Annotated in this window: 20 protein-coding genes; 14 read left to right on the forward strand and 6 right to left on the reverse strand. The window is 64.1% G+C overall.

The annotated features are described in order from the left end of the window. The first annotated feature begins 18 nt into the window (after positions 1-18). The 9 genes from BM372_RS11560 to BM372_RS11605 all read left to right on the forward strand — a co-directional run bounded on the left by BM372_RS11560 (position 19) and on the right by BM372_RS11605 (position 12,277). Positions 19-1,185 carry a hypothetical protein gene (locus BM372_RS11560; RefSeq protein WP_090955341.1) on the forward strand — a complete coding sequence of 389 codons (1,167 nt, stop codon included), beginning with the start codon at positions 19-21 and terminating at the stop codon, positions 1,183-1,185. Then, entirely contained in the window at positions 1,167-2,594 is a 1,428-nt protein-coding gene (locus BM372_RS11565; RefSeq protein WP_218160871.1) for a Dyp-type peroxidase, read from the forward strand. Before BM372_RS11560 ends, BM372_RS11565 begins: the two co-directional genes overlap by 19 nt. Next, entirely contained in the window at positions 2,591-3,811 is a 1,221-nt protein-coding gene (locus tag BM372_RS11570) for a catalase family protein (RefSeq protein WP_090955345.1), read from the forward strand. Before BM372_RS11565 ends, BM372_RS11570 begins: the two co-directional genes overlap by 4 nt. Next, positions 3,762-5,663: a peroxidase family protein gene (locus tag BM372_RS11575; RefSeq protein ID WP_090955347.1), complete on the forward strand. Its 1,902-nt coding sequence runs from the start codon at positions 3,762-3,764 to the stop codon at positions 5,661-5,663. The genes BM372_RS11570 and BM372_RS11575 overlap by 50 nt, the downstream gene beginning before the upstream one ends. 171 nt (positions 5,664-5,834) lie before the next feature. Beyond that, complete coding sequence (locus BM372_RS11585) at positions 5,835-7,019, forward strand: zinc metalloprotease (protein WP_218160872.1); 1,185 nt, start codon at positions 5,835-5,837, stop codon at positions 7,017-7,019. 54 nt (positions 7,020-7,073) lie between these two features. Beyond that, positions 7,074-7,379, forward strand: coding sequence for a hypothetical protein (locus BM372_RS11590; protein WP_090955353.1), 306 nt, complete (start codon positions 7,074-7,076; stop codon positions 7,377-7,379). A 397-nt stretch (positions 7,380-7,776) separates the two neighbouring features. Beyond that, a complete protein-coding gene (locus BM372_RS11595) occupies positions 7,777-8,784 on the forward strand; it encodes a DUF2278 family protein (RefSeq protein WP_090955355.1) in 1,008 nt (335 codons plus the stop codon). Positions 8,785-9,077: 293 nt separating this feature from the next. After that, complete coding sequence (locus BM372_RS20680) at positions 9,078-10,982, forward strand: hypothetical protein (RefSeq protein ID WP_177235976.1); 1,905 nt, start codon at positions 9,078-9,080, stop codon at positions 10,980-10,982. Beyond that, positions 10,979-12,277, forward strand: a complete 1,299-nt coding sequence (locus tag BM372_RS11605; RefSeq protein WP_177235977.1) for an MBL fold metallo-hydrolase — start codon at positions 10,979-10,981, stop codon at positions 12,275-12,277. Before BM372_RS20680 ends, BM372_RS11605 begins: the two co-directional genes overlap by 4 nt. A gap of 80 nt (positions 12,278-12,357) precedes the next feature. Here BM372_RS11605 and BM372_RS11610 read toward each other — a convergent pair whose 3' ends face one another. Together BM372_RS11610 and BM372_RS20455 are read right to left on the reverse strand one after the other, a co-directional pair. After that, positions 12,358-12,756 carry a hypothetical protein gene (locus tag BM372_RS11610; RefSeq protein ID WP_090955362.1) on the reverse strand — a complete coding sequence of 133 codons (399 nt, stop codon included), beginning with the start codon at positions 12,754-12,756 and terminating at the stop codon, positions 12,358-12,360. 15 nt (positions 12,757-12,771) lie between these two features. Further along, a complete protein-coding gene (locus BM372_RS20455) occupies positions 12,772-15,303 on the reverse strand; it encodes an alpha/beta hydrolase (RefSeq protein WP_143111468.1) in 2,532 nt (843 codons plus the stop codon). A 480-nt stretch (positions 15,304-15,783) separates the two neighbouring features. Between BM372_RS20455 and BM372_RS11620 the strand changes: the two genes are divergently transcribed. From BM372_RS11620 to BM372_RS11635, 4 genes are all read left to right on the forward strand, one after another. Continuing rightward, positions 15,784-16,050 (forward strand): hypothetical protein, encoded by a 267-nt coding sequence (locus BM372_RS11620; protein WP_090955366.1) that lies wholly within the window; start codon positions 15,784-15,786, stop codon positions 16,048-16,050. 70 nt (positions 16,051-16,120) lie between these two features. After that, positions 16,121-16,321, forward strand: a complete 201-nt coding sequence (locus tag BM372_RS11625; protein ID WP_090955368.1) for a hypothetical protein — start codon at positions 16,121-16,123, stop codon at positions 16,319-16,321. Between the two features lie 254 nt (positions 16,322-16,575). Further along, a complete protein-coding gene (locus BM372_RS11630; protein WP_090955371.1) occupies positions 16,576-18,672 on the forward strand; it encodes a M36 family metallopeptidase in 2,097 nt (698 codons plus the stop codon). A 28-nt stretch (positions 18,673-18,700) separates the two neighbouring features. Continuing rightward, a complete protein-coding gene (locus tag BM372_RS11635) occupies positions 18,701-19,219 on the forward strand; it encodes a LysM peptidoglycan-binding domain-containing protein (protein ID WP_090955373.1) in 519 nt (172 codons plus the stop codon). Positions 19,220-19,313: 94 nt separating this feature from the next. Here BM372_RS11635 and BM372_RS11640 read toward each other — a convergent pair whose 3' ends face one another. The 4 genes from BM372_RS11640 to BM372_RS20855 form a co-directional block, all read right to left on the reverse strand. Continuing rightward, positions 19,314-20,786 (reverse strand): M14 family zinc carboxypeptidase, encoded by a 1,473-nt coding sequence (locus tag BM372_RS11640; RefSeq protein ID WP_090955375.1) that lies wholly within the window; start codon positions 20,784-20,786, stop codon positions 19,314-19,316. After that, on the reverse strand, positions 20,786-21,019 hold the full coding sequence (locus BM372_RS11645) for a hypothetical protein (RefSeq protein WP_143111469.1): 234 nt from the start codon (positions 21,017-21,019) through the stop codon (positions 20,786-20,788). Before BM372_RS11645 ends, BM372_RS11640 begins: the two co-directional genes overlap by 1 nt. Positions 21,020-21,396: 377 nt before the next feature. After that, complete coding sequence (locus BM372_RS11650) at positions 21,397-22,776, reverse strand: glutamate decarboxylase (protein WP_090955380.1); 1,380 nt, start codon at positions 22,774-22,776, stop codon at positions 21,397-21,399. 30 nt (positions 22,777-22,806) lie between these two features. Continuing rightward, positions 22,807-24,888, reverse strand: a complete 2,082-nt coding sequence (locus BM372_RS20855; RefSeq protein WP_218160873.1) for a chloride channel protein — start codon at positions 24,886-24,888, stop codon at positions 22,807-22,809. 287 nt (positions 24,889-25,175) lie between these two features. On the opposite strand from BM372_RS20855, the gene BM372_RS11665 reads away from it, so the two are divergent. After that, positions 25,176-25,988 carry an MBL fold metallo-hydrolase gene (locus tag BM372_RS11665; RefSeq protein ID WP_090955382.1) on the forward strand — a complete coding sequence of 271 codons (813 nt, stop codon included), beginning with the start codon at positions 25,176-25,178 and terminating at the stop codon, positions 25,986-25,988. Positions 25,989-26,007 lie beyond the last annotated feature (19 nt).

Below are 26,007 nucleotides of genomic sequence, written 5' to 3' on the forward strand. Positions count from 1 at the left end.
CAGTCATCGCCACCGTCCATGGCCATCGCCTTTGACCGAATGCAGAATGTGCATTCCGCCCGGGTTTTCATGATTCCTGAAGCCGAGGAACCCAGCGGTCGCCCCATCCCGGCAAGCATCATTTACGCAGCCGACGTCGATGGTCCGGTTCGCCGGCACCTGCACGACCTCGGAATGGTCTGCGGGGAGTTCACCGACCTGATCTTCTCGCACTGTGAGGGATACCCCGAGATTCCCGACACGCGTTCCAGGGTGGCGTGGCTGCGCCGTCATCAAGTCCCGTCCAGCGCTTACTACGTCAACACTGTGGGGCGGGGTGCGCAGCAGATCCGCGACGAAACCCGGCTCCGTGAGGCCCTGGAAGACATCATCGACCAACGCCGGAGCGACCTCGAATGCCTTCCCGCCGCACAGATCCACCGGATCCTGCGGGACGAGGTCCGCGGCCGGACCGATCTGGCCTTCTCCGGCCGCAGAGCTCGGGGGCTGCCGCCGCTTCGGCGGTACGGCGAGATGATCCGACTCGCCCTGCTGCTCCTGCTTCTTGTACTGCTCAGTCCCGTCGTGCTCATCACCGTCGTTATAGGACTGCTGGCCATCCGATGGCGTGAGATGCACGATTGGGTGTCCACCGAGCGGCCAGATCCCGAGGCCGTCCGGGCGCTGCGCGTCCAGGAGGACAACGCCGCCGCCAATCCCTTCGCGGCAGTTGGTGTGGTCAAAGCTGGCCGCCTGCGCCGGACCAGCACGGCGGCATCAGTCTGGGCGATCGATGCCGCATCCCGCCATTTATACAAAAGGGGCTCGCTGACGGGCGTTAAGACCATCCATTTCGCCCGCTGGATTTTCCTGGACGAGCACCGGCGGATGGCCTTCCTCAGCGTCTATGACGGCAGTCTGGAGAGCTACATGGACGACTTCATAGACAAGGTCGCGTTCGGCCTGAACGCAGTCTTCAGCAATGGCGTGGGCTACCCGAGGACCCGCTTCCTCGTGCTTGACGGCGCACGGGACGAGCAGTCCTTCAAGAACTACCTGCGCCGCCACCAGGAAGCCGTTCCCTTGGCATATTCCGCGTATCCGCAGCTCACTGCGGCCAATATTGAGAACAATGCACGGATCCGCGAGGGGCTGACCCGTGAACTCAATGACGAGGAGGCACGGCTGTGGCTAGCCCGCCTGTGAACCCGTCACCCCCGCCGGATCTGTCCGACCTGCAGGGCCTGCTGCGGTCGGGCTTCACCTCATTGCCGTACGCCTCGTTTTGCCTATACACGGTGGAAAGCGACAGCCTGGGGCGTGCTTTCCTGGCGGTCATGCGCCCGTTGGTCACCTCGGCAGCGGACCGTGACGCCCCGGTTGTGACCCAGGTGGCGGTGACGGCTTCCGGTCTGCGGGCGCTGAAGGTTCCGGACGACGTCGTCGCGGCATTCTCTCTGGAGTTCACCGAAGGGATGACGGTTGCCGCTCGAAGCGCCTTTCTCGGGGATACCGGCGAGCAGGGCCCCGCCAACTGGGCTTGGGGCGGCCCGGGCAGCGCACGAATCGACGTGCTCATGATGACCTACGCGGCTTCTCCGGGCCTGCTGGAGACAGCCTGCGGGGAACTGGCTGTCCTAGCCGCAGCCCATCAACTCTCGGTGGCGGCAGTGTTGGAAACCAGCCGTTGGTCGACTGAGGAACCGTTTGGGTTTCATGACGGGATTTCTCAGCCGCGGCTGGAAGAATTTGCCTCCGCCAGGCCAGGCGCTATGCAGAGCCCTTTTGCCGCGCCGCGGGCTGTCGCCCTTGGTGAGTTCGTGCTCGGGTATCCCAATGAGTATGGACGGCTGACCGAGCGTCCCGTGGTGCCGCAGTCCTCTGACCCGGACCGGCTTTTGCCGGACGATCCTTCGGGGTCGGGAGGGGCCGACCTTGGCCGTAACGGCAGCTACTTGGTCCTGCGGACGCTCCGCCAGAGCGTCGACGAGTTCTGGACTTACGCCAGGCAGGCCGCGGGCGGGGACCCCGAGGCCGCGACCGCCCTGGCTGCAAAGATGATAGGGCGATGGCCAAGCGGGGCACCTCTCACGCTTAGTCCCGACCACGACAGGCCCGAGCTGGGACAAGCCAACGATTTCGGCTACCACGCCAACGATCAGTTGGGCCTGGCCTGCCCCATCGGCGCCCATGTCCGGCGGGCCAATCCGCGCGACTCCCTGGACCCTCGCCCGGGCTCTGCGAAGTCCCTGGCAGTGACCGATCGGCACCGCCTGCTCCGGCGGGGCCGCAACTACGGACCCATGGGCGAAGGCGCCACGCCCGGAAGTGAACGCGGGCTGCAATTCGTTGCCCTAAACGCCAATCTCTCCCGGCAGTTTGAGTTTGTCCAGCACAGCTGGCTGAACAGTGCAAAGTTCGCCGGGCTGTACGAGGACGTCGATCCTGTGGCCGGGATGCGCGGCCCCGGCGCAACGACATTCACGGTCCCCGGCATGCCGTTGCGCACCCGCTACCGGGACGTGCCCTCTTTTGTCACGACCAGAGGCGGGGCATACTTTTTCCTCCCCGGCATCCGGGCACTGCAATATCTTGCTCGAGGTGACGGCGGATGAGCACGGAAAGAGTCGTCAACGACGCGCTGACCAGGTTGCTGTGGCTGGAGCGCCGGATTGATCCCCTTGTCCGGCCGGCGATCGACAAACTCGTGCGGCCGCCGCTTCAGGCCGCGGTGCAGTGGCTGGGCCGGCGGCGTCTGCCGGATCCCGGCCCGGGCCTGGCCCGGGAGCGCCGGCTGGCCGGCGAGGAGCAGATCGTCGGCGAGATCGTCGCATCCATGGAGAAGTTCGTCCGCCGCGAGTACGGGCCGGGTCAGGCGCAGCGGGCCGGGAACACCAAAACCTACGGGGTGGTACGCGGCGAGTTCGAGGTACTGGACGGCATTCCCGGGAATTTGAATCATGGTCTCTTTGCCCGGCCAGGGAACTACCTGGCCTGGGTGCGCCTGGCCGGCCCAGGCCCGCTGGCCCCTGCCGACCTTCGCGACAACGCCATCATGAGCATCGGTGTCAAGGTCATGGGTGTTCCCGGCACCAAACTCTCCGAAGATGAAAAGCACACACAGGACTTCCTGGGCATCAGCGCCCCTACGTTCACCACCCCGGACGTGCGGGAGAACCTGCAGCTGCAGCGCGAGGTGTGGAACCGGACGCCGCTGCTGTACTTCATCCGGCCGGGCAGTTCGCACTGGTGCGACCTGGTCATGCAGGGGCTCTATGCCAAAACAGCAGCGAGCCCATTACAGGTGACCTACTACAGCTGTGTCCCGTACCTACTGGGCGCCGGGCAAGCGATGCAGTTCCGGTTCGCCGTCAGGCCTTTTCCGTTCCGACGTGTGCCGTTTCGACCGGGACCGGACTACCTTCGTGAAGCCCTTGTGCGCACTCTGGCCGAACGCGAAGTTCTCTTCGACATGCTGGTGCAGGTCCAGACCGACCCACATCGGATGCCCATCGAACACGCCGGCATCATATGGCCCGCGCGGCTTTCCCCTCCCGTTCGGGTGGCGGTGCTGCGCCTCCCCCAGCAGCAATGCGATTCCCCCGCCCAGCGCGCCTTCGCGGACAACCTTTCCTTCAACCCTTGGCATGCGCTTCCCGAACACCGTCCACTCGGAAACCAGAACCGAGCCCGCCTCGCCATTTACACCACCCTGTCCCGCGTACGCCAGCAAATGAACAGTGCCGCCCACTTCGAACCCACCGGCCGAGAGGAGTTTCCTGATGAAAAGTCCCAAGAACGGTTCGCCTGTCCCGTCGAAGGCAGGCCCTGACGCAGCGGGCGCACCAGCGGGAGGGCCGGGGACCCCCGGACCATCTGCCAGCCCCTACCGGAATACCCCTGCGTGGCGGCTGTTCGACGCGCTCGCGCTGAGGCTGGACCGTCGGCGCGGCTGGTACCGGCTGCCCAAGCCGCTGGGCCTGCTCACCCTGGCCGGGATCCGCAACACCCTGCGGCGGGGCAACCTGTTCGACACAACAAGCCAACCGCAGGAAAACCCATCGCAGCCGCTTCCCTACTCGCCGTCGGTGCTTGCCGAACGCACGGCGGACGGCAGCTGGAACGACCTCGACAACCCAGCCATGGGCATGGCGAACACCCGGTTCGGCCGCAATGTCCCGATCGATAGCAGCCGCCCGGAGCCTGCCGACCGGATGCTGGAACCGAACCCCCGCGAAGTCAGCCGGCGGCTGATGACCCGGGACCGGATCATCCCCGCGACGGCCGGCAACGCGCTGATCGCGGCCTGGCTGCAGTTCATGATCCGTGACTGGTTCAACCACGGCAGAGGCTCAAGCGAGAACCCGTGGATCCTGCCCATCGAGCCCGGCGACGATTGGCCAGCGCCGCAGCTGGCCGTGCCCCGCACGCCTGCCGATCCCACGGCTCCGAAAGACTCCCCCCAACCGCCCACCTACCTGAACGTGATGTCCCACTGGTGGGACGGCTCGCAGATCTACGGCACCAGCCAGGCCGAGCAGGACTTCCTCAGGACCCGAGACGGCGGAAAACTGCGAATCGAGCACGGCCTCCAGCCCCTTCCGGACGATCCGGCCGCCAATCCGACCCTGAAGCCCGGCTTCTGGCTGGGCCTGGGCATGATGCAGACCCTCTTCGCCCTCGAGCACAATGCCATCTGCGAACGACTCGCCGACGCGTATCCCAGATGGAACGACGAACAGCTGTTCCAGCGCGCCCGGCTCACCACCGCGGCGCTGCTCGCAAAGATCCATACCGTCGAATGGACACCAGCCGTCGTCGCCCATCCAACCTCGGTGACGGCCCTGCACGCCAATTGGTACGGCCTTGCCGGCCGCCGCCTGCACGATGTCTTCGGGCGGCTCAGTCCAGACGAGATTGTCAGCGGAATTCCGGGATCGATGACGCAGAACTACGGAGTGCCCTATGCATTGACGGAGGAATTCGTTGCGGTCTACCGGATGCACCCGCTGCTCCCGGACACCTTCGACTTCAGGACCGTGGCCGGCGATACCCCGACGCTAGGGATAACCGAATTCGACCAGCTGACCGGACCCGCCGCCGTCGACCTTCTCTGGGAGTCCAGGCTGGATGATCTGCTCTACACCTTCGGGACGATGAACCCCGGCCTTGTCACCCTGCACAACTATCCCAAGCACCTGCAGACGTTTCGCCGTCCCGACGGCCAACTCATGGACCTGGCCGCAACCGACATCCTCCGGAGCCGCGAGCTCGGCGTCCCCCGCTACACCGAATTCCGGCGACTGCTCCACCTTCCGGTCCCCCGTAGCTTCGAGGAACTCACCGACAACCCCGACTGGGCTCGTGAACTCAGCGACCTCTACCGCGGCGATATCGACCGGGTGGACCTGCTCCCCGGCATGTTCGCCGAAACGCGCCCCGAGGGATTTGCCTTCAGCGACACCGCATTCCGGATCTTCATTTTGATGGCTTCGCGGCGGCTGAACAGCGACCGCTTCTTCACGCGCGACTTCACCCCTGCCGTCTACACGCCCGAAGGGATGCGCTGGATCGATGAAAACACCATGGTCACTGTCCTGCTGCGCCACTGCCCGGAACTGGCGCCCGCGCTCCGGGCAACAAGAAACGCCTTCACCCCGTGGCTGCGGACCAACCGCCAATAGCAGCCCGCTGATGATCTCCCTGACCCCGTCGTCTGCCGCGCGGCTCATCCTCGCCGTGCACTTCCTGCTCGGGACGCTCAGCTTGTTGTTTCCGCGGCTGGCCACCCGGCTTATGCTGCTAGACCGCGTCCGGTCTCCTGGGTGCGTGTCTCGGTGCCGCAGCGGCCGGCCGTGGCCCTCTCGCAGCCAAAAATTCAACTGGGTCATCGCACGCGCTGTAACGGCAGAGTAACGCCGGGAATCCTAGCCTTTTTCGTAGCGTCGGCCCGCACGGCGGGCCATTTGGTCGAAGGCCGTGTTGACAGGAAATCGATGATCGGGCCGCGGAAGCTAAGCCTGACGAGCTTCTCTCACGCGACACGAGTTCAGGAAAAAGATAGCGGAGGAAACCTGATGACAAGCAACCCAAGCCAGCTCCAGGATGCATTACTTGAGATTTCCCGCATAACCGCGCGGTTCACTCACAGCGATGAGCACCCGGACGGTGCCCAGTCCGGTGACGGTGCGGTGGACGTGAATGCCGGCTGCCGGATCATGCCACTGCCGGATCGGTTATGGGAGAAGGCGGCCAAGGCGGCAATGCGGATAAATCCGGTGAATGCCCCGTTGCAGGAGTTGCGCTTCGGCGACACACCGGTCCTCGAACCAATGCGGCTCACGCTCTTCGTCAGCAAATACTGGGGTCCTCAGCCCAAGCAGTTATCGGTGAGCTTCATGGAGAGCACACCGTCAGATCTGCGAAGTCGCATCGTCAGCCATCTCAACGCCTGGACGAACACCGCAGGCGCAGGCATCTCGTTCGCCGAAACCGCCGGGACCGGTGACGTGCGTATTTCCCGGGGCTCCGGAGGGTATTACTCCTATCTCGGAACCGACATCAAGTTCATCCCGTCCAACAGGCAGACCATGAACCTTCAGGGTTTCACCATGAGCACCCCGGAAAGCGAATACAAGAGGGTGATCCGCCACGAGGCCGGACATACGCTTGGGTTCCCGCACGAGCATATGCGCAAGGCCCTGGTGGACCGCATCGATCCTGCTAAGGCCTACACTTATTTCCTCAGGACCCAAGGCTGGGACCAGGAGATGGTTGACCAGCAGGTACTGGCCCCGTTGGGAGGCAACTCCATCATCGGCACAGAGCCGGACCAAGACTCCATCATGTGCTACCAGCTGCCCGGCGAGATCACCTTTGACGGCCAACCGATCCGCGGTGGGCTGGACATCAACGCCACGGACTCCGCTTTCGCCGCATTGATTTACCCCAAGGTCCTTCGCTCGACGATGGACAACGGCCAGGCGAATGCGGCGTCCAGTCGGATTGACTGGGATCCTTCGGAGGACGTGAACGTCTGACATGACCGACTCGCCGGCGGAAAGTGGCATGTCCTCCAGAGACGAGTCCACGAAGTGAGCCGGCTCATCAGTATCCAGCCCAGTCAGCAGGACCTGCCCGCGGAACTGGTGGTGGCGGTCGGTGACGTGCTCCAGTTTGCAGCCACGGGCGGCCACCTTCGGACCGGCACTGCCATCGAACTCATCGGAATACTGAACGACAGCGTGCTTGGGACAAATGGCCAGGTGCTCAGCCCGCTCGGAGCCCCTGGCGCGGTCCTCTTCCGCGCCGTCGAGCCGGGGCCGGCAGTCCTCGACGTCGTGACCGGCGACCCATGGCAGTCCCCTGTCACCCTCACGGTGAATGTCCGTGTGGAGTAACTACCCGGCCCTGGCCAACCTACTCAAGTAGAGCAAAGACCCCCTCTCGCGAGGGGGTCTTGTTCGTTTCGGAATCACTGTGGCCGAGGTGGGATTCGAACCGTACGCTCACGCCGGGAGTTTTCCACGATCCATGCAAGATTCCGGTGTTCCTCAGCTGGAGGCTGTCAGCGAGTAACGCTGTGATAACGGCGGCAGGAGAGACTGAGGGTGGGCTGGAGATCCGGAGTCGGCCAGTCCAAGTGGGCCAGGAGCGGAGTCGAGCAGTCGCGCCGCGTCGAGCAACGGTGCTCAGACAAAAAGTAAAAGTGGCGATGAGAGAAATGCCAAGACTTTCAAGTCGTGGACTGGGCGGGCACTCCCGTTCTATTGCGCATGTCCTGATATGGAGGAACACATGCCTCTGAAAGAATACGGCGTCCTCGCAGCCCGGGCCGTGGACCGCCGCCGGGAAGGTGCCGCGGACACGCCCCACTACCAGATCCATCTGCAGGACGGCGGCGGCAGGAACTTCCGGGCGGCGGTCAACGTCGAGTCGCAGCAGTCGCCCTCCGAACTGCTGTACCTTGCGGATGACAACTTCCGGCATCCGGTCTTGGACCTGTTGGCCGGCGCCGGAACCGGCTGGACGCCATTGCCGTCCGGGCCGGGCCGGGCCAATCTTGACTTTATCCGCGGCAACCTGTTCGATCCGGCGGCCATGCGGCTGCTGCCTCCAGACGCTGCGGGTCCGGACAATGACCTGGCGGACCTGCTGGACCACTACGTGCTGCGGGCCATCGCCGACCCCGAGGCCGGGCTATACGTTTTCGGTGAGCGCTGGGGTCCCGAGCAGGCAAAAAAGGACAAGATTTTCGGGTTCTCTCCGGGCAACGGGGTGCACGATGTCCATATGAACCAGGGCAACAGCACAGCCTTTCGCCGAGACGACGGCGTATGGCAGGACGGCGGCGTGCTGCTGCACTTTCCCGGCGAGGACCGCTGGGTCGCGATCTTCCTGGCCTTCCAGAGCCAGGCCTGGCACACCGACAACGCCACGGGGCACAGCATCGAAGGTGCCCAGCCGCGCCCCGAACCGGGAGAGCTCCAGTTGCTGATCCTGGCCGCGTTGGTCAACCCGCCTGGCCCGGCGCCCGAGGCGGAGTGCGTGCTCCTGCTCAATGCTTCCCCGGAGACGGCAGATCTGACCGGCTGGCGCATTGCGGACCGGCTGAAAAACAGCTGCCCGGTTCCGGCCGGCCCGCTGACGGCCGGCGCGGTCCTCCAGGTGCCGGTCGCCGACGGTGTGCAGCTTGGCAACAGCGGTGGCGTGATCACGCTGCTGGATCCGCAGGGGTTGAAGGTCCACGGAGTGTCCTACACGGCTGATCAAGCCAGCCGGGAGGGCTGGACCTTGACCTTCTGACCCATCGGCGTTCCCGCCGGCGGGGGTGGGCGGCCAGTTGGGTATCCGGAACTGCTCCCGGCGCCGGCGTGTGCCTGGCCCTGCAAACGAGGCTAGGCCTCCCCCGTTACACGGGCGTTATTGGCCCGCGTCCAAAGGCCCCCCAGGCTGTACAGGATCCCAAGCACTTCGCACTGTTCGTGTTTTCCAAGGGCCAGTAACGCGCCTGTAACGGCGCACTGGCATCGTCGATGGTGTGCGCGAATCTCTCAGATCAGCAGAACACGCGTAGCTGCATCGGCCCAAGGTGATCAGTGATGGCCGCCAAGAGGGACCGACCCGAGCCGGTCTTGCCGGCGCGGCGGCTGCTTCGCGCGTACGCGTTCGATCCGATGTCGACCCGCCTGTCGGGCAGGTTTCTCACCATCGACATCCCATTCGAAATAGACCTTCGGCCCGGGCCGTCCGGCCGGCTCTTGCAGGTGATCGATTACGACGTGTCCCGTGATCTTTGGTATTTGCCGGTGGACCTGAACAGCGCCGCCATCCTCGCCCAACGGGGAATGCAGCCGGCGGAAAGCGACCCCAGAACCCACCAGCAAATCGTCTACGCGGTGGCGATGAGTGTGATCGAACGATTCGAACGATTCGGCGGCTTCCGCTTCCGCTGGCGTGGAGATGACAAACTCCGCATCGTCCCCCATGCCTTCGAGGGACGAAACGCCTACTTCGACAAGCATCGGCGAGCCGTCCTTTTCGGCTACTTCCGTGCCGACTCGAGCGACCCTGGTGCAAACCTGCCCGGGCAGATGATGTTCACCTGCCTGTCCGTTGATGTGATCGCCCATGAAGTCACCCACGCCATGGTGCACCGCATGCGCAAGTACTTTTCCGAACCCACTCACCCAGATGTGTTGGCATGGCATGAAGCATTCGCCGACCTCGTCGCGCTATTCAACCACTTCGGCTTCCCCGAAGTCGTCTCCGATGCCGTAGCGAAATCGGAAGGGACACTTGAGCAGGGGGCGGCACTCCTGGATCTTGCAACCGAGTTCGGCGTGTCCACCGGCCGGGGCGCAGCGCTGCGGTCCGCGATCGGCTCCCCCCGCACGCCGGTCGCGTTCTTGAAAGCGGTCGAACCACACGATCGCGCTGCCTGCTTCGTCGCCGCCGTCTTCGACGCGTTCATTGACACTTACAAGTCGCAGATCGCCGATCTCCGACGTATCGCCAGCGCAGGCACGGGCGTCCTCCCGCCAGGGGCGCTCCCAACAGACCTGGTCAATCGTGTTTCCGCCGCGGCGGCGGTAAACGCCGACCGGTTCCTGGGAATGGTGGTCCGGGCGTTCGAATACCTCCCCGTCGTCGACGTGACCTTCGGCGATGTCGTCCGGGCGATCGTCACCGCCGACCGGGAACTCTACCCCGATGACGTCGCACACCTCAGGGCGATCCTTGTCGAGGCGTTCCGCCGACGCGGCATTTACCCATCAGGAGCGACCTCCCTCGCCGACGAAGCCTTGGTCTGGTCCAAACCACCACTGGACTTGAACCTAGGCGGTGGAATCAACGCCATCGACTTAGCACCGCTAATCTTGGAGGCAACCCTCGACCTTGACACGGGCAGCACCGTGTCATTCTCCGGGGAGAATGACACCGATGCTCCCTCCGGGGAAGCTGTCCCGGGGCCGGCGGTCCCAGCACAGGCGCCCCATGCCCGCATTCAGGACTGGGGTGTGGAACACGCCTACGAACTTGGCCTGGACAAAGCCGCAGGGAAGATCGAGCAGGTCAGCGCCCGAGTGGTTTACCTCCTGGCCTCCGACGGGCAACCCCGGCCAATCGTCGCCATCCAATTCGCCCAACGGCGGGACGATCTGGAAGATCAGCGAACCGACGAGACTGGCAGGCAGATCCCTCGAAGTCAGCGTGCAGCGGTCCGCGCCGGCACAACCGTTATCGCGCGCGTGGATGGCCAGGTCGAATTCCTCGTCGCCAAGCCATTGCCACTTTCGGACCGCACGGAACTCGAGCACCTGCCGCGGGACCTCAAAGAATGCGCGCTCGAGTTCGACAAGGCTGGCACCGAACGGTTGGGGCGGATGCACGACTGGATGGGCGACGTCGAAGACCAGGACGCACTCTCGGCTTGGACCGTCGAACCGGCAACGCTCCGGCTCTCCTTCGCTCGCCTGCACGCCGGCCAAGACGGCGTATGATCATGCCCGCATCCTCCGTCACCGTCCGCATGTATAACGTCGGCTTCGGCGACGCCTTCCTGATTACGGTTAAGCAGCACGATCGGGCCTGGCGAATGCTGGTGGACTGCGGCGTCCATAGCCAGGGCAAGGCGCGGCCCCTCCTCGACGTCGTCCGTGCCATCGTCTCCGACCTCACTGAGGCGGCCGAACCGGGAACACCACCCACCCTCGATGTGGTTGTGGCAACTCACCACCACGCCGACCACATCACGGGCTTCGCCTACGACGACTGGGACAAAGTACGCGTCGGCGAGGTCTGGGTGTCGTTCGTCGAAGACGATTCCGACGAGGACGCCAAGGCCCTGAAGAACGGTCTCGTTCGCGCAGCAAAAAACTTGAACACCCTGATCGGACGTGCCCCGGCCGCGCCCAACGACGAAACGCGAACCCTGGCTCTCGCCCTCGCCGGTACTCTGGCCCTGAACTCGCTCGGAAACGAGGACGCCATGGACCGCCTGCTTGGACGCAACGGCAAGCACTTCCTCAATGTCCCGAAGGTCCGCTACCTCACCGACAAGTATGCCCTGCTCAACCACATCCGCACGTCCCTGCCGGACGTCAACGTGCATGTCCTCGGACCGTCACGTGACCCTGCCCAGCTCAAACGGATGAACCCTCCGACGTCGGCCCGCTGGCTCGCGATGCAGCAGGCTTTGGAGACCGCACCGGGGAGCGACTCGGCTGGCAGCCAACCGCCAGTTGTGCCCCTCTTCGACGAGTCCTCCAGCGTCACTCCCGACCAAGTTAGCCACGAGATCGGAATCGAACTCGTCAGCACGCTGGATACCCTCGACCTCCCGGCCCTCCTTGACGACGCGAGCGAATTTCTGGCAGCGGCATCCATCCTCGAGCGCTCCGTCAACAACACCAGCATTTTTTTCGTTCTTGACGTGGACGGCACCAGACTCGTCTTCGTAGGTGACTCACAACAAGGTGCCTGGGACCACGTCCTTCAGGACCCCGCAGCCCGCGCCCTCGTGTCAGACCCGGCCTTCTACAAGATCGGCCACCACGGCTCCCACAACGCCACACCACGCGATTACGTCACCAACGTCATCGGCAACCACGAAACATACGCCATGCTCCCGTACGGGAAGGTCGAGCAGTGGGGCGACATCCCTAAGGCGGCTCTGCTGGCCGCTTTCGCCAAGATGAATACTCACATCATCAGGGCTGATGCACCAGTCGCCGACGCCCGAGTTCACGTCGGACCGGGCAACCTCTGGAGCGAGATCACATTCCCTGCGAATTGAATGAAGCCCCCAAGCCGGAGATCCTGTGCGACGTCGGTCCTTCCACGACCTGTGTACATTCCGACTTCAGAAAGAGCGAGCTAATTCTCCTCCGGGGCGGATTCGGGTGGTTCGAATCGGAATCCCGTGGGTATGCTTTCCGTTACAGGACGGCCGCTCCAGCCCAGGCTGATCGGAGCACCTGGCTCGAGAGTTTGAGGTTCAAGGGCAACAAATCGGTAGTGGGTGTCGTCGGCGGCGGCGACTTCGGTGAGGATGGATTCCCCCACCACGAGCACTGGGCCAAGGGCCCTGGCCGGGATGGCGCCGTCCGTCACCACCAGGAATTCGACGGCGGTGTCCACATCCGGCAGAGCCGTCTTGAAGTTACGGCGCCGGGGTGCGAACTGCGTTCGCCGGGTTTCCACGGATGTCACCCGCGGCAGATCGTAAGTTGGACGGTCCGGCTGCCGTTCCAATTCACCCGGGTCGCTGCTCATGACATTCCTCCATCCTCATGGCTTCACCAGCTGCAGATCATCAAAGGCTAGTGCGCGTTTGTCCCCGCGGTCGCATCGGATCAGGACAGCCACGATCCCTTGCAGGTCGAGTTTTCCTCGCTGTGGCCGCGCACAGCCGCTTTTGAAGCGCAGCAGAGACAGCATCGATTTGTCCGTACCGGGCCTGTCAAAGGGACGCGGGAGCCCTCCGACAAAGTCCGAGTCAATCCATCCAATGGTTCCTGCCCCGTCTTCGAGTCCCAACTGGAAGCCCGTGCCCCCGGCCGGAACAGAACCGGTGGCTACCTCGGCCACTCGTAGCCATATCTCGCGGCCGGTGAGGTCCTCACTTCCCACCTCGGTTCGGAATACGGCACCCCTTTCCAGAGGTTGGGCCACCATCCCAGTCGTGAGGCCGAAGAAGCTGCCATTGAACGCCGCGGACACTTGGTCAAATGGGTACTCATCCGCGGACATCCCGCCGGCTTGCGAGGTCGGCAGCATCAGGGAATTTACGGCGATGCCATTGCGGTCCTCGTGGTTGTCAACTGTGGTCTGCCCTTCCTTCTGATAGGACAAATGCACGATCGCGATGGGAGTTCCGACCGGTTTCAGTGTTTGATCCAAATAGACCTCTGTGGCGTGGCCCAGCAGTGTCGAACGGAACAGCGCGCAGCCATAGACATCAAGTATCCGTTCATGGGAGCTTCGGCTAATTACCGGTGTGACGCCGTCGTCGAACGCCCATTCGCGGTTGAAGAAGTTGTGGTTCGTGCTGTGGACGTACACCTGCGACTTGAACGGATCAGGACTGGCCTGGTCATAGAACTGGGCACCGTTGTTATCAACAACATCACCGTCCGCGGCAGGCAGCACGGTCATGAACGCATATCCTGCGGGCGCTATCGTCGGCAGACCAAACCAGTACCGGAAATTGGTCGACGCGAGGGCCAGTCCCGCCCTGATTGTCACCCCGATGGACCCAATCACGGCCGGAAGGGTAACGATGGCGTCCCCGCCACGGGAATGGCCCATCAGCCCGACACGGGCGAGGTCCAGCTTTCCGCCAAACAGGGAGCCCGGTGTGACGTCAAGCGTTTGGAAATGCCTGATGGAATCGATGATGAGATCGGCCCGGTCCTCGATGTTCCCGACGCCGCTGCCAGCGCCGTTCAGGGCGTTGCAGTCGACGGAGACAGCGACGATGCCCATGCGTGCCAGGCTTCGCTGAAAGTAGTCATACCCCAGATAGCTGGGATCGGCGGGACTGTGGTTTCCGTGGGCCATGAAGACCACCGGCACGCGGCCGGTTCCGGCCAATCGCTCGTTAAACGCGGTGTTCTCGCCGTCGTCGTCAGCCGGATAATAGACGCTGCCCCTGACCGGGCCGTCAGCGTACTCGATGAACCCAACCGGGAACAGGTCCAGCGCTGTCGGATCGCCCTGATACGGCGGATCAACACAGGCCACCGTGAGCTCAACTACCAGCCGGCCCACACAGCCAGGCAACTTCTGCAGTACGTGAACTGTGTCCCCGGCCACGAGAGTCTGCGTGAGATTCACAATCGGCGCACTGCCCAAACCCACTTGGACGAGGTTTCTATAGACCAGTATCTGCGAGCCCGGCACGGAACTGGTCACTACAAGACGGGAGTCGCCGGCTTGAACCGGTCCTACGCCCGGCGCCGGAAGCGAAGTACACGGCTGGACTGGAGTGGTTCCCGTACCACTGGGCGGATCTGTCGGACATAGTTGCTGGCTGGCCTCAAGATTCTCTCCAGTGGAGAACGCCGGATTCAAGCCGAGCAGCAGGGCGCCTCCCCAGCAACGGAAGGTGCCAAGCGGCAAACCATTCCGGCTGACCGAGACACGGGCACCATTCGCAATGCTGTTGATCCGCAACTGCTCGCCGCCTTCGTAGACGTCATCGAACCCAGGAATTGGCAGTGGGACCGGACCCGGCTGGGTGATGTGCTCCAAGGAGGGCGGGCTCTGGTCCCGGCACAGCTCAAAGTGCGCACGCACTCGTTGCCCCGACCCATAAAATGGATTCACGTTGACGCCTTGGCCGGGAATCGCGCAGCCGTTCACGCGTCCAACCTCTGCCCCATCCGCCGTGATCCACACGTTCCCGCCTCCCAACAGGTTGGCGACTCGGGTACGGGATCCGCAATGCAGTACAGGCGGCGGGTTGATCTGGGGCCGAGGTGGTCCGGCCGGGTAGTCCACAGTATGGTCACGCACCACAACTGAAGGTGACCAGGGACTGGTAAGCCCCGCCCACCGTTGCCGTACCCGCAGGGTTTGCCCGGACACCAGCGGTGCAGACAGCGCAAGGGTTTCTCCCACGGGCTCGGGAAATTCCGCCGTGATAGATACAGCGATGGCCCCGTCTACTTCCAGATCGATTTCCGCGTGCGGCACGAAACCGAATACCGTGACGGCTGTAGCACACTGATACAAGGGTTCACCCAGCCACGGCGGCGAAAGAAGTTCCCTGTCGTCTTGGAGGTCGAGACGATCCCGCTCCACCACTTTTCCGTCCATGCAGGCCTCCTACAGCCAGAGTCCACGCGACCGGCGTCGCATGCCGCCGTTCTGTTATGCGCCAATGCGCGTCAGGAACAAGTGCAAATGGTGCAAAAGGCTCCCTGGCAAAGGCCGTCCCAATTGAAATGCTTCCCCATGCAGACAGGGAATTTCTTGTCCAGTGCATGCCCAACTCAGAAGGCTCAAGGCCCGGCCATAGGAATAAACGCACTGCTCAGGCACGCCAACGACGTCATATTCTCACCACGGCGTTATTGGATCGTTATCACTGCTTGCACGCGAATTTCTCGGTGAGCAGCGGCGGTGCCACTGTGTCATCTCGTCAGAGGTCCCGCTTCTGGCGGTCCAATGCAGGAATGCCATCAGTAACGTCCAGGTAACGCCCGTCTGCTGTCCTGTAATTGCCCTCAGAGGCAGAATCGCGCTCAGGGACGAAGAGACCGCTCGGAATTTACGGGCTGACAATAGGAGGATTCCATGGCAGGCGTTCGTGTCTTTGTGTCATCACCTGGTGCTCAATTCATCGGCGGCGGGCAAACGTTGGTCTTCAGCTTTTTCCAACCCCTGGACGATGCCTACTGGGATATCTCGGCGGTGCCGACCGGGTCCAATAACAACATCGAGATACTTAGGAAGTTCATAGCTACCGACGCTTCAGGTGTGCGGCGTCTGAGCTACATCGTCAGGAACAACACGAACAACCCCACGACCTTTACGCGAGGTGCGATAAGGGCTCCCGAGTGACAAGCGGAGACAGCGGATTCGCACACGTGCCAGGCATGGAGAGTCTGATGACAATTTTGAGGAGAGACCGATGACAAAACTGCATGTCGCCTATACCGAGGACGGGACCATCGTGGCTGCGGCTGTGGAGGGAGGGGACCCACCACAGGAGGAAAACGGCATCAAGGTGGCCGAACTCGATGTACCGGACGAGGTCGGAGACCAGCCGCTGGAGCAATACGTGGGTTCTCTGACGGTTGACACCCAGACCGGGAAGCTGAGGCGTGGTTGATCCATGGCGCTGTCCCGTTGTTGAGGCTGACAGAGCCCCCGGCAACATATGGCGGACCGTTCGATCTTTTGGGCAGCCGGTCCGCACAGAGCGCGACAGGACCGGAGTCCCCGGATTTCCGGCCCGCTCCCTGACGGCATCCGCGCACGAAGTCGCCCGCCCTTGGGGCCGGCGCAAGGCCTGCTGATGGTCGCTCTGAACGACAGCAGCCGAAGTTCAAGTAGACCCGATCACAAGCCCGGAGGTCGCAGACCATGACGAACGGATCACTGCAGGAAAATGGCGAAGTTGACGAGAGTAGCGACCGCCTGATGAAGGTTCGTGGAGACTACGAACTGCCGCGCTCCGACGCGGAGCTAGTCGCCGGTGGTGATCCGGTGAAACAATTCCTGATCGAGCACGCGGAGGAGCTTCGGATACCGGCCGCCCCGGCCCTGGCCGAGATGCACAGCGCGACGACCCCGCTGGGCCGTGTGGTCCGCTACCAGCAGCAGCTCGACGGGCTGCCGGTGCTGGATACCCAGATCCTGGTCGCGACAAACGCCGCACAGGATCGGATCGTCCAGATCGACCTGGACCGGGAGCCGGAACTCGAGGTCACGCCCGCCGGCGACGCGCCGGTCACCGCCGAGCAGGCTCAGCAGGCCGCCTTGGAGGACGTAGGCCGGCCCGAGCTCCGTACTGAGCCGCCTCCGCCGACACAGGCCTACTTCCCGGGTGACGGCGGACTGCACCGTGTCTTCGTTGTCTTGCTGCCCACGCAGAACCCCCCGCACGACTGGCGGATCATGGTCGACGCCGCAACCGGCGACGTTCTCGACCGGCAGGACCTCATCAAGCACGTCGACGGGTCCGGCATGGTCTTCGACCCCAACCCGATCGTGACCGCTAGGGACGCCGCGCTGCGCGACCCGGACGCGACCGCCGGCGGCTGCAGCTTCACCGGGAGCGCCCGCTCGACGATCGACGCCCAGCGCGTCACTCGCCCTCTGCGTGGAATCACGTTCGATGCCGCGACTGGCCGGCACCGCCTGGCCGGCCCGTTCGTGGCCATTAAGAACTTCGGCCCCCCGAGCACTGTCCTCCCTGAGGAGGCGAATGCCCACGCCTTCACCTATTCCAGCAGCGATGCCCGCTTCGAGGCGGTCAACGTCTACTACGCGATCGACACCTTCCAGCGGTACCTGCAGGACCCGACGCAGGGACCAGGCATCACCACCGCCCGCAATTCACAAATCTCGTGTGACCCCCACGAGGGCAGCGGAGCCGCGTTCTACTCGCCCCTCGACAAGGGCCTCCACTTCTCCAACTCCGGGCCGTGCCGACCGGACCGCGCCGAAGACGCACACGTCATGATTCATGAGTACGGCCACGCCATCCAGGACGACCAGGTGCCCGGTTGGGGGGCGCCCAACCCAATCACCGGCCGACGCGAAACCCGCGCCATGGGCGAGGGCTACGGGGACATGGCGGCGTGCATCTACTTCGCCGAGCACGGCTTCCTGCGCGAGGTCTTCGAGCCGTGGATCTTCGGGGATCTGGCTGGCCTGCGCCGGGTTGACGGGATGAAGGTCTACCCGAGGGACTGGGCGGACGAGGAGCACGCGGACGGTGAGATTTGGTCGGCCGCGTTATGGAACGTCTACCTGGCAATTGGTGGTGAATCGACGGTCCCGGCCGAACGCCTCGCGGCCCGCGACGCGGTGATCAAGACCGTCACATTGTCCCACCACCTGCTCGTCGCCTCGTCGAGCATGCCCGACGGCGCAGAATCCGTGATGCGCACCAACGCGGCCCTGCCGCAGTATCGGGGACGCCACCTGACGGAGATGCTCATCAGCTTCCACGCCCGCGGCCTGCTGGTCGTCGATCCCGCTGCCGATCTCCAGCTCGGCGGCGCATCGACGACAGAAAGTTCTCCAGATGTGTGGATGCGACAGTCAGACGACAACGGCACGACGCATCAAACGCCACTGCCCGGACAGGACAACTTCTGCTACGCCAGGGTAAGGAATGTGGGAACAGCCGGTGCACGCGCCTTCGTCGTCACGTTCACCATCCAGCCTGTAGCGGGCACCGGGTTTACCTACCCGGCCGACTTCCTGCCCCCGCTATCGGCAGCGTGCGGCTTCGCGCTGGCACCGGGTGCCAGCACCATCGTCAAGGCAGCGATACCGGCAGCCAGCCTGCCGCCGACTGCCGCCCAGGGTCTGCTGCTCGCGTCGGTGTACACCCCTACGGACAGGGCCCCCGCCGGTTCACACGCGGGCGAGCACGAGAACCTGGCGCAGCGACACCTCGGCCCGGCTTCGGCGCCCTCCGAAGCCTTCCGGTCCGTGCCAACACCATGATCAACAACCGACTACCGGGAGGCACGCCATGACGCCGCGACTCATCGAAGTCCGCCAGCCCAAACCGAACGACGTGATTGGCCGGGACTTCACCATTGCCGGGTTCGGCACCGGGTTCGAGGCTGCGGTTCTTTGGCGCATGCTGGACACCGGCGGACAAACCGTCGCCGCCGGCAACATCCAGGGCGCCGGCGGCATGGGGGTGATCCGCGACTTCGGCCATCAGGTTTCGCTCGGGGGCTATTCCGCCCGGGCGGCGCACTTAACGCTTCAAGTTTTCGGCGAGGACGCATCCGGAATACATCCGCCGGGATCAGACCTCAACGTCGTCCCGGTCACCGTATTCACCGCGCTCGAAGGCTTCAGACTCTACGAAGTTATCAGCGGTGACAGCCTTGCCGAGATCGCCCGGGAGCAGGGCGAGAACACCACGATTGACGATATTTTCCAGGCCAACCGGGACCGCATCAGCAACCCGAACCTGATCTTCCCCGGCCAGGTCTTCCGCATCCCCCTGCTCCCGGCGGGTGTGGCCGTCGACGGCTGACGTTCAAGAATCGTTGTCCCGATGGACCAGTACAGTCCGATCAACTCGGTGTTGAAGGAGGCTCCAGCCCAAAACCCCCGCTACCCCGTATCGTTTAGAGTGCTGGCCGCCCTGGGACGGAGGCGTCTACCGGTCCACGCTCCATGAGCTCGTGCACAATCTCTGCGGTGGAAAGCCCGGCAAAAGCACCCAACCGCTCCCGCACGACTTGCAGGTCGGGCCGCAGCTCCGCCCGACCGTGCTCGGCTAGGGCGTCCACGAACTGAAGAGCTTCATATGCGGTCTCCGGCGCCAGGATGGCACCTTCGCTGGCAAGCTGCGCCCCGGCAGCGGTTACAAGGCGCGCGGCGCGCCCGGCCAGCTGGGGGTCCTCCAGCACGAGGCTGACCAGCGGCGCCTGGAGCTGCTCAAATAGCGCGATCCAGCCTCGTCCTTCCTCGGTGCCGCCGAGTTCGTCCCTGACCCGGCGCAACGCACGAACTTCCGTGTCACGGTCGAGCAGCTTCCAGCCAATCAGCTCGATGGCACAGATGGACTGCTGGAGCAGCGCCAGCAGCCCCGACTCCACCTCCCGCTTGACCGGTTCAGGATTGGCAGGGTGGAAGGATTCGGCCACGCTGCCCTGCCACGGACCGGTCTCGAGGGTGAAGCCGTAGGTCTTGTGCTGCCCGACGTCGGCAATGTGCCGCGCGTAGGCGTAGTCGCTCAGCGTCCCCGTGGTGGGATACAACCCGAGCCCGAATTCCCGGGTGTATTTCCGGCCGCGCACGTCGGCAATGGCCTGGACAATCCGGTCCCCGACGCCTTCAAAGCGCATCAGGTCCTGCGGCGTTATGTACTCGGCGTAGCTTGGGTCCGTGATCGGCTGGCAGGCAGTCGTCGGCAGGGTGGTGAACCGCTTCGTTGGATCCGTCTCTTGGGTTGGTGCATGTCCCCAGGGATGAAGTACGAGTTCGGAATAGGAATGCACATCAGCGAAGCAGTCGATACCGTGGGAATCGAACAGATACTGGACATTGCGGGTCTCGGGCTCCGAGAAGACGGAAGGCCCGCAGTAGACCTCCGAGCACGGGTCGCAGGAGGTCTGCCCTTCGGTGACGCCCCAGAGAAGGTCCGCATTGCGGTTCAGGTCCACCCCGTCGCAGGCGGTGCCCGGGTTGTCCCGCCGGTTCTTGCGCCACAGGTTGTCGACGGTCATCACATAGTGGCGCCCGTCCGGGTTCACGCAGGGCAACAGGTACACGTCGAGGGTCTCCAGGATCAGTTTGATATCGGCAGCCGGCCAGATGCGGCCACCGAGAACCACGTCGTTACCTGTGAGGTAGCTGGCCACGAGGTCAACGGCCAGTTCGATGAGCAGGTCCGGGTTCATCAGCTCACGCGCGTGGGTCCCGCCAACCAGCAGCACGCCCCGGCGGTTGTTCCCGCCGCCAGCGTGGAGCCGCAACGCGTGGACCGGCCGGCCTTGAACCGACGACTCGGGCAACGAGAATTGTGTGCAGAGCTGGGGATGGACCGCGGCGAGGGCGCTCCCGGCGGCGTCGAGTTGGGAAACTGTACGGTACATCAGTTCTGCCCTCCTTGTTCCGTGCCGCCAAGGCGTTCATCGAGCCAGGCCTGCGCGGCGTCGTCGTCCATGATTAGCGAGGGGTCCAGGGGGCCTGCGGGCGCGGCCTGGACGAGGGTGACCTCGAGTCCACTTTCGACGAGGCGGGCTGCCTCATCCATGTCGACCAATAGCCGCACCCCTCCCTCGGGGTCGGGCACGCGGTCCAGGTCCATATCCGCCACTTGGCGCATGTCCATCCTTTCCGCAGCCCCTGCGCGGACGATGACTTCGTACCTTGCCTTCGCATGGCTAGCGTCTTGGGGGGTGTTCTCGCCAGCCATCGCCGGCCTCCCTTTCTAAAGCAGGGAACCATCCGGTGGGCAGCACGTGAGCCTGCCGGATACCGGTGACTCGGTTCTCCTGAAATTGGAACAATTCTTAGTTCGGCTGCTTGCCGATCCCCTGCCCGGCATGGGCAGCATGGGTTGGCAGCCACGCCCATTCTGCCTAGACGCCGTTACTCGGCCGTTACACGCGTGTTGGCCCAAGCTCGACTTTCCCTAAGGCACCTCCATGATGGTCCGTTCTCGACCAAGACGATCCGGCGTCGTGTCACCGTTGCACCGGGTCAATGCCCGGGGCCGGTGACGATCTTGTTGCGTTCGGATTCGTGCGCGCCTCCCTTTTTCGCCAGCGTGGAGCACGCCTCTTCGATGTCTCGGGCGAGCGTGTCGACGTGCTCGCGGCTCAGCGTTTCCTTGACCAGGGCCCGCATGATCGTCACATCCTGGGCGTTCGGCGGGAGGGTGTATGCCGGCACCATCCAGCCGCGCTCGGCCGCGAGCTGCCAGGCAATGTCGAACTCGTCGTACCCGGTGTCCGCGGCGAGCCGGAACGCAACCAGGGGAAGTTGCTCCTCGCCGGAGCCGATGATCTCAAACCGGCCCATGGCGTCCAGCTTCTCGGCGAGGACGCGGGCGTTGGCCTGCATGTTCTGCATGATGTACGTGTAACCGGCGCGACCATAGCGCACGAAGTTGTAGTACTGGGCAAGAACCATCGCCGAACCGGTGGAGAAGTTCAGGGTGAAGGTCGAGTCGGTCTTGCCGAGGTAATTCTCCTCGAAGACGAGGTCCTTCGCCAGGTCGGCCTTCTCCCGGAAGATCAGCCAGCCGATGCCGGGGTAGACCAGTCCGAACTTGTGCCCGGAGACATTGATCGAGCGGACTTGCTCAAGCCGGAAGTCCCACTTCGAGTCCGGGTAGAGGAAGGGCCAGACGAATCCCCCACTGGCCCCGTCCACGTGCACCGGCACGTCAAGGCCTCGCTCACGCTTGATCCGCAGCAGCAGGTCGTTGATGCCGACAATATCGTCCTTGTGCCCGGTGAACGTCGTACCAAGCACAGCTGCGACACCGATGGTGTTCTCATCGACATGGGCCTGCACGTCGTCCGGGCCGATCGTGTACTTCCCCGGCTGCAGTGGCACGATCCGCGGCTCGACGTCGAAGTAGCGGCAGAACTTCTCCCACACGACATGCACGTCGCCGCCGAAAACCAGGTTCGGGTTCGACGTCGACGCGCCGGCGGCCTCGCGACGCTTGCGCCAGTTCCACTTCAGGGACAGACCGCCGAGCATGATCGCCTCGGACGATCCCTGGGTTCGGGCTCCCGTCGTCTCACCGGGCGCGTGGAAAAGGTCGGCGAGCATCCGGATGCAGCGCTGCTCGATTTCGGCCGTGCGGGGATATTCGGCGTGGTCGATGAAATTGCGGTGCAGGTTCGCGGCGATGATCTGCTGGGCCTGCGGCTCCATCCATGTCGTGACGAAGGTCGCCAGGTTCCGGGCCGGATCACCCTCCAGCGCCAGGTCCTCCGAGACCAGCCGCAAGGCGTCCTGGGCAGGAATGCCGGTCTCCGGGAACTCCCGGCTCGGAACCTCTTGGGTGACGAACCGGTTGCCGAAAAGCGCCGCGTCGGCATCCGTCGGCTGGTAATTTAGTGACATCACTTCTCCTTCAGAGATGGTGAAAAGGGGTTACGGAGGGGTTCCCCGGACCGCAGGAACCGAGGCGTCGGTTGATTCTGGACTCAGCATCAGAACCGCGCCGGTGAGGAAGCACAGGGCTCCCGCGAGTGTGCCGAGACTGGACAGCCCGGCGTTCCAGACCTCGCCGCTCGACGGTATGACAAAGGCCGCGACAGCCGAGATGCCGAACGCAACAGAGCCGGCCAGGTTGATCACGCCGATCTTCCACATCCGAGGCCTGGGCCGGCCGGCAACGGCGCCGCGACCGGCGTCCCGCAACGCCACAGCGCTTGCAACGAGGAAGGCGACCGAGCCCAGGGCGTCGGGTCGCCACACCCGCTGCTCGGTCAGCTCCGCATTGAGATTGACCCGCAGTGCGTTCCCCGTGCTCCAGTTGAACCACAGCGTGCCGGCGAGTTGAACCGCGCAAGCGAGCCAGCCGAGATTCCGCGGCGCCCACACCCAAAACGGATGGCGCCGCGTGGCACGCACGGCCGGGAGCGCGTCAACGGCTTCCCGGTACTGCAGGAACGCCGCACAGGTGAAGAACAGCGAACCGACGAAGAATGTGACTGCACACAAGCGCAATCCCACCGCCTCGGCGTATAACGGCACCGCCCCCAAGGCGAACAGACTCGAGCCGATGATGAACAGCCAGGCGGTCCACCGGCCCCGTAGGGTCGAACCGCCCTCGCTCGAACTCTCAGTTGCATGGTCGGCCCTCGGGGCAGCCCGATGTTGGACGCTGCCGGCAGCGTCAGGTGCCACGGACGCCGTCGGGCCCGCCGGGCCCGGGACCGGGAGCACATTGGTGATTACGAAGGCCACCGCCACAGCCACCACGACCTGGGGCGTTACGGCCACGCCATCCACTCCCAGCAGCAGCGTGGCCAGCAGCGTCGACGTCAACGGCAGCCGCAGCATCGCTGCGCACATGGCTCCGATGCCCATGCCGAGCCCTGCCGCGAGGTTCATTCCGGGCAACCCACTCGCAACAATACCGAGCGCCGCACCGATGAACATCGACGGGAACACCGGCCCACCACGAAATGCGCTCAGCGAAAGCCCGTAGGCCATGGCTTTGCAGGCGATCAGCAGGAGGAGCACCGCAAGGGAGTAGTCCGCGGCGTTTTCGACCAGCTCGGGAAGGGCGTCCTGCCCCGAGAACAAAACCTGCGTGAAGCTGTGCCCAGAGATCAACTGGTAGGCCATCGCGGCAAGCCCGATCAGCAGGCCGAGCGCAGACGTTACCAACACCCGGTTCAGATGGACCACCGGACGAAGCGACAGGCCGACCCAGCGGATCAACCATCCCAGCAGCGCGCCGACCGCACCCATGATCACCGCCCAGCCCAGCGTCGCCAGCGTCGGCGGCACCGCAGGCGGCACGACGGGCAGCGCCAGCGAGAAGCTGCCCAGCCCGGTCCAGCCATCCAGACCAACGAACACCAGCGCCCCGACACCGGATGCGAGCAGTCCAGGCAGTGCCATCAGGCTCAGCGTCATTCCCCCGATCCCGGCGGCCTCCATGATCAGGAATGCACCGAGCACGGGAGACCCGAGCAGGGTACTGATCGCTGCGAAGCTGCCAGCCGACGCCATGATGGTCAGGGCCATCGGCGGAGCGTCCTTCTTCGCCAGGTGCACCGCCAACGCCCCGAGGCCGCCACCGATCGCGATCAGCGGCCCCTCGGGCCCGAGCACCGCACCCAGGCTGAGCGTGGTAAGCGCCGCGAGAACGATGCCCACGAGCTCCCGGCCGCTGGGCGGACCGCCGCCCGTCTTGAAGCCGAAAGCCGGTGAGTGGCCCCCGGTTCCCGGCAGATACCGGATGGTCAAGGCCGTCAACAGGCCACACAGCACCAACCACGGAACCGGCCACCAGGCAGGAGCAGGACCCCCGAGGACTTGATTCGGCAGATTGACGAAGACGAACTGCTGGACCGCCGAGACCAAAGCGAGAAAGCCGTATGCAATGATCGAGATGGGAACGCCCAAGACCGCTGCCAGCACGAGCGCAGCGATGTACGGCCTGGAACGAATCACGACGACCGGATCGAAAGTGGGCGGCGACGCGGCAGGCCCGCTCATTCCGGGCAACCCGGCACCCATGGGCGATATAGGCTGGTCAGTCGCATGTTCGCCAAACTAACGCTTCGAGTGCGGGCTGTCTTCACCCAATGCGGGTGAAAGAGATCCAATGAACACCGACGCCCTTCGCGGACGTCGAAGGGCGCCGGCCCGCCAACCCAATAGACAGCCGCTAGGATCTCTCTTCCTAGGACACTTTCACGTGCCATAGTGTGGGCACTCCAGCCTGCGGCCGGAGGTGAAGCAGGCGGGACAGCAGGACATAAGCCGCGTAGAAGGGACCAACCATGCTGATCTGCGCAACCTGCGCCGTCGAACGCGAGGAACCTACCCCGGGGGTCTGCCCGATCTGTGCCGATGAGCGGCAGTATGTGCCCGAGGACGGACAAAAGTGGCTCACGTTAGAAAATCTGGCGCGGGCGGGCCAGCAGACATTGTTGAAGGAGAACGAGCCGGGGCTGATCGGGATCAAGACGGAGCCAAAAGTCGGGATCGGCCAGACCGCTCAGCTAGTGACGACACCCGAGGGTTCACTGTTGTGGGATCCGGTCGGATACGTCGATGACAACGCTGTGAAGGCAATTCTCGAGCAAGGTCCGGTCCTCGCGATCGCCGCTAGCCATCCACACATGTTTGGTGTGCAGGTCGAATGGTCGCATCGGCTCGGTGGTGTCCCTGTGCTTGTCGCGGACGCAGACCGACGATGGCTGGGGCGCAATGATCGGGTCATCGGCTACTGGTCCGGCAGTCAGACTATCGCCGAAGGGTTGACACTGCACCAGACCGGCGGGCATTTCCCCGGCAGCGCGGTGGTCCACTGGGCTGCAGGAGCGGGCGGCGATGGAGTTCTGCTGACCGGTGACAGCGTGTATCCGAATCCAGACCGTCGCTCCATCGCTTTCATGCGCAGCTACCCGAATCATTTGCCGCTATCCGGTGCGGTGGCGTTGCGAATCGCCGAGCAACTGGGAGAGCTCAAGTTCGACCGGATTTACGGCAACTTCAACAATGTCATCGCGTCCGAAGCCAAGGCCGTCTTGCACGATTCCGCCCAGCGGCACGCTGCTTGGGCGCGAGGAGACTTCGACCATTTGACCTGAGCCGGGCGCAGGAGTCGGT

Source organism: Arthrobacter sp. ov118 (genome assembly GCF_900116495.1).
Taxonomy (GTDB): Bacteria; Actinomycetota; Actinomycetes; order Actinomycetales; family Micrococcaceae; genus Arthrobacter.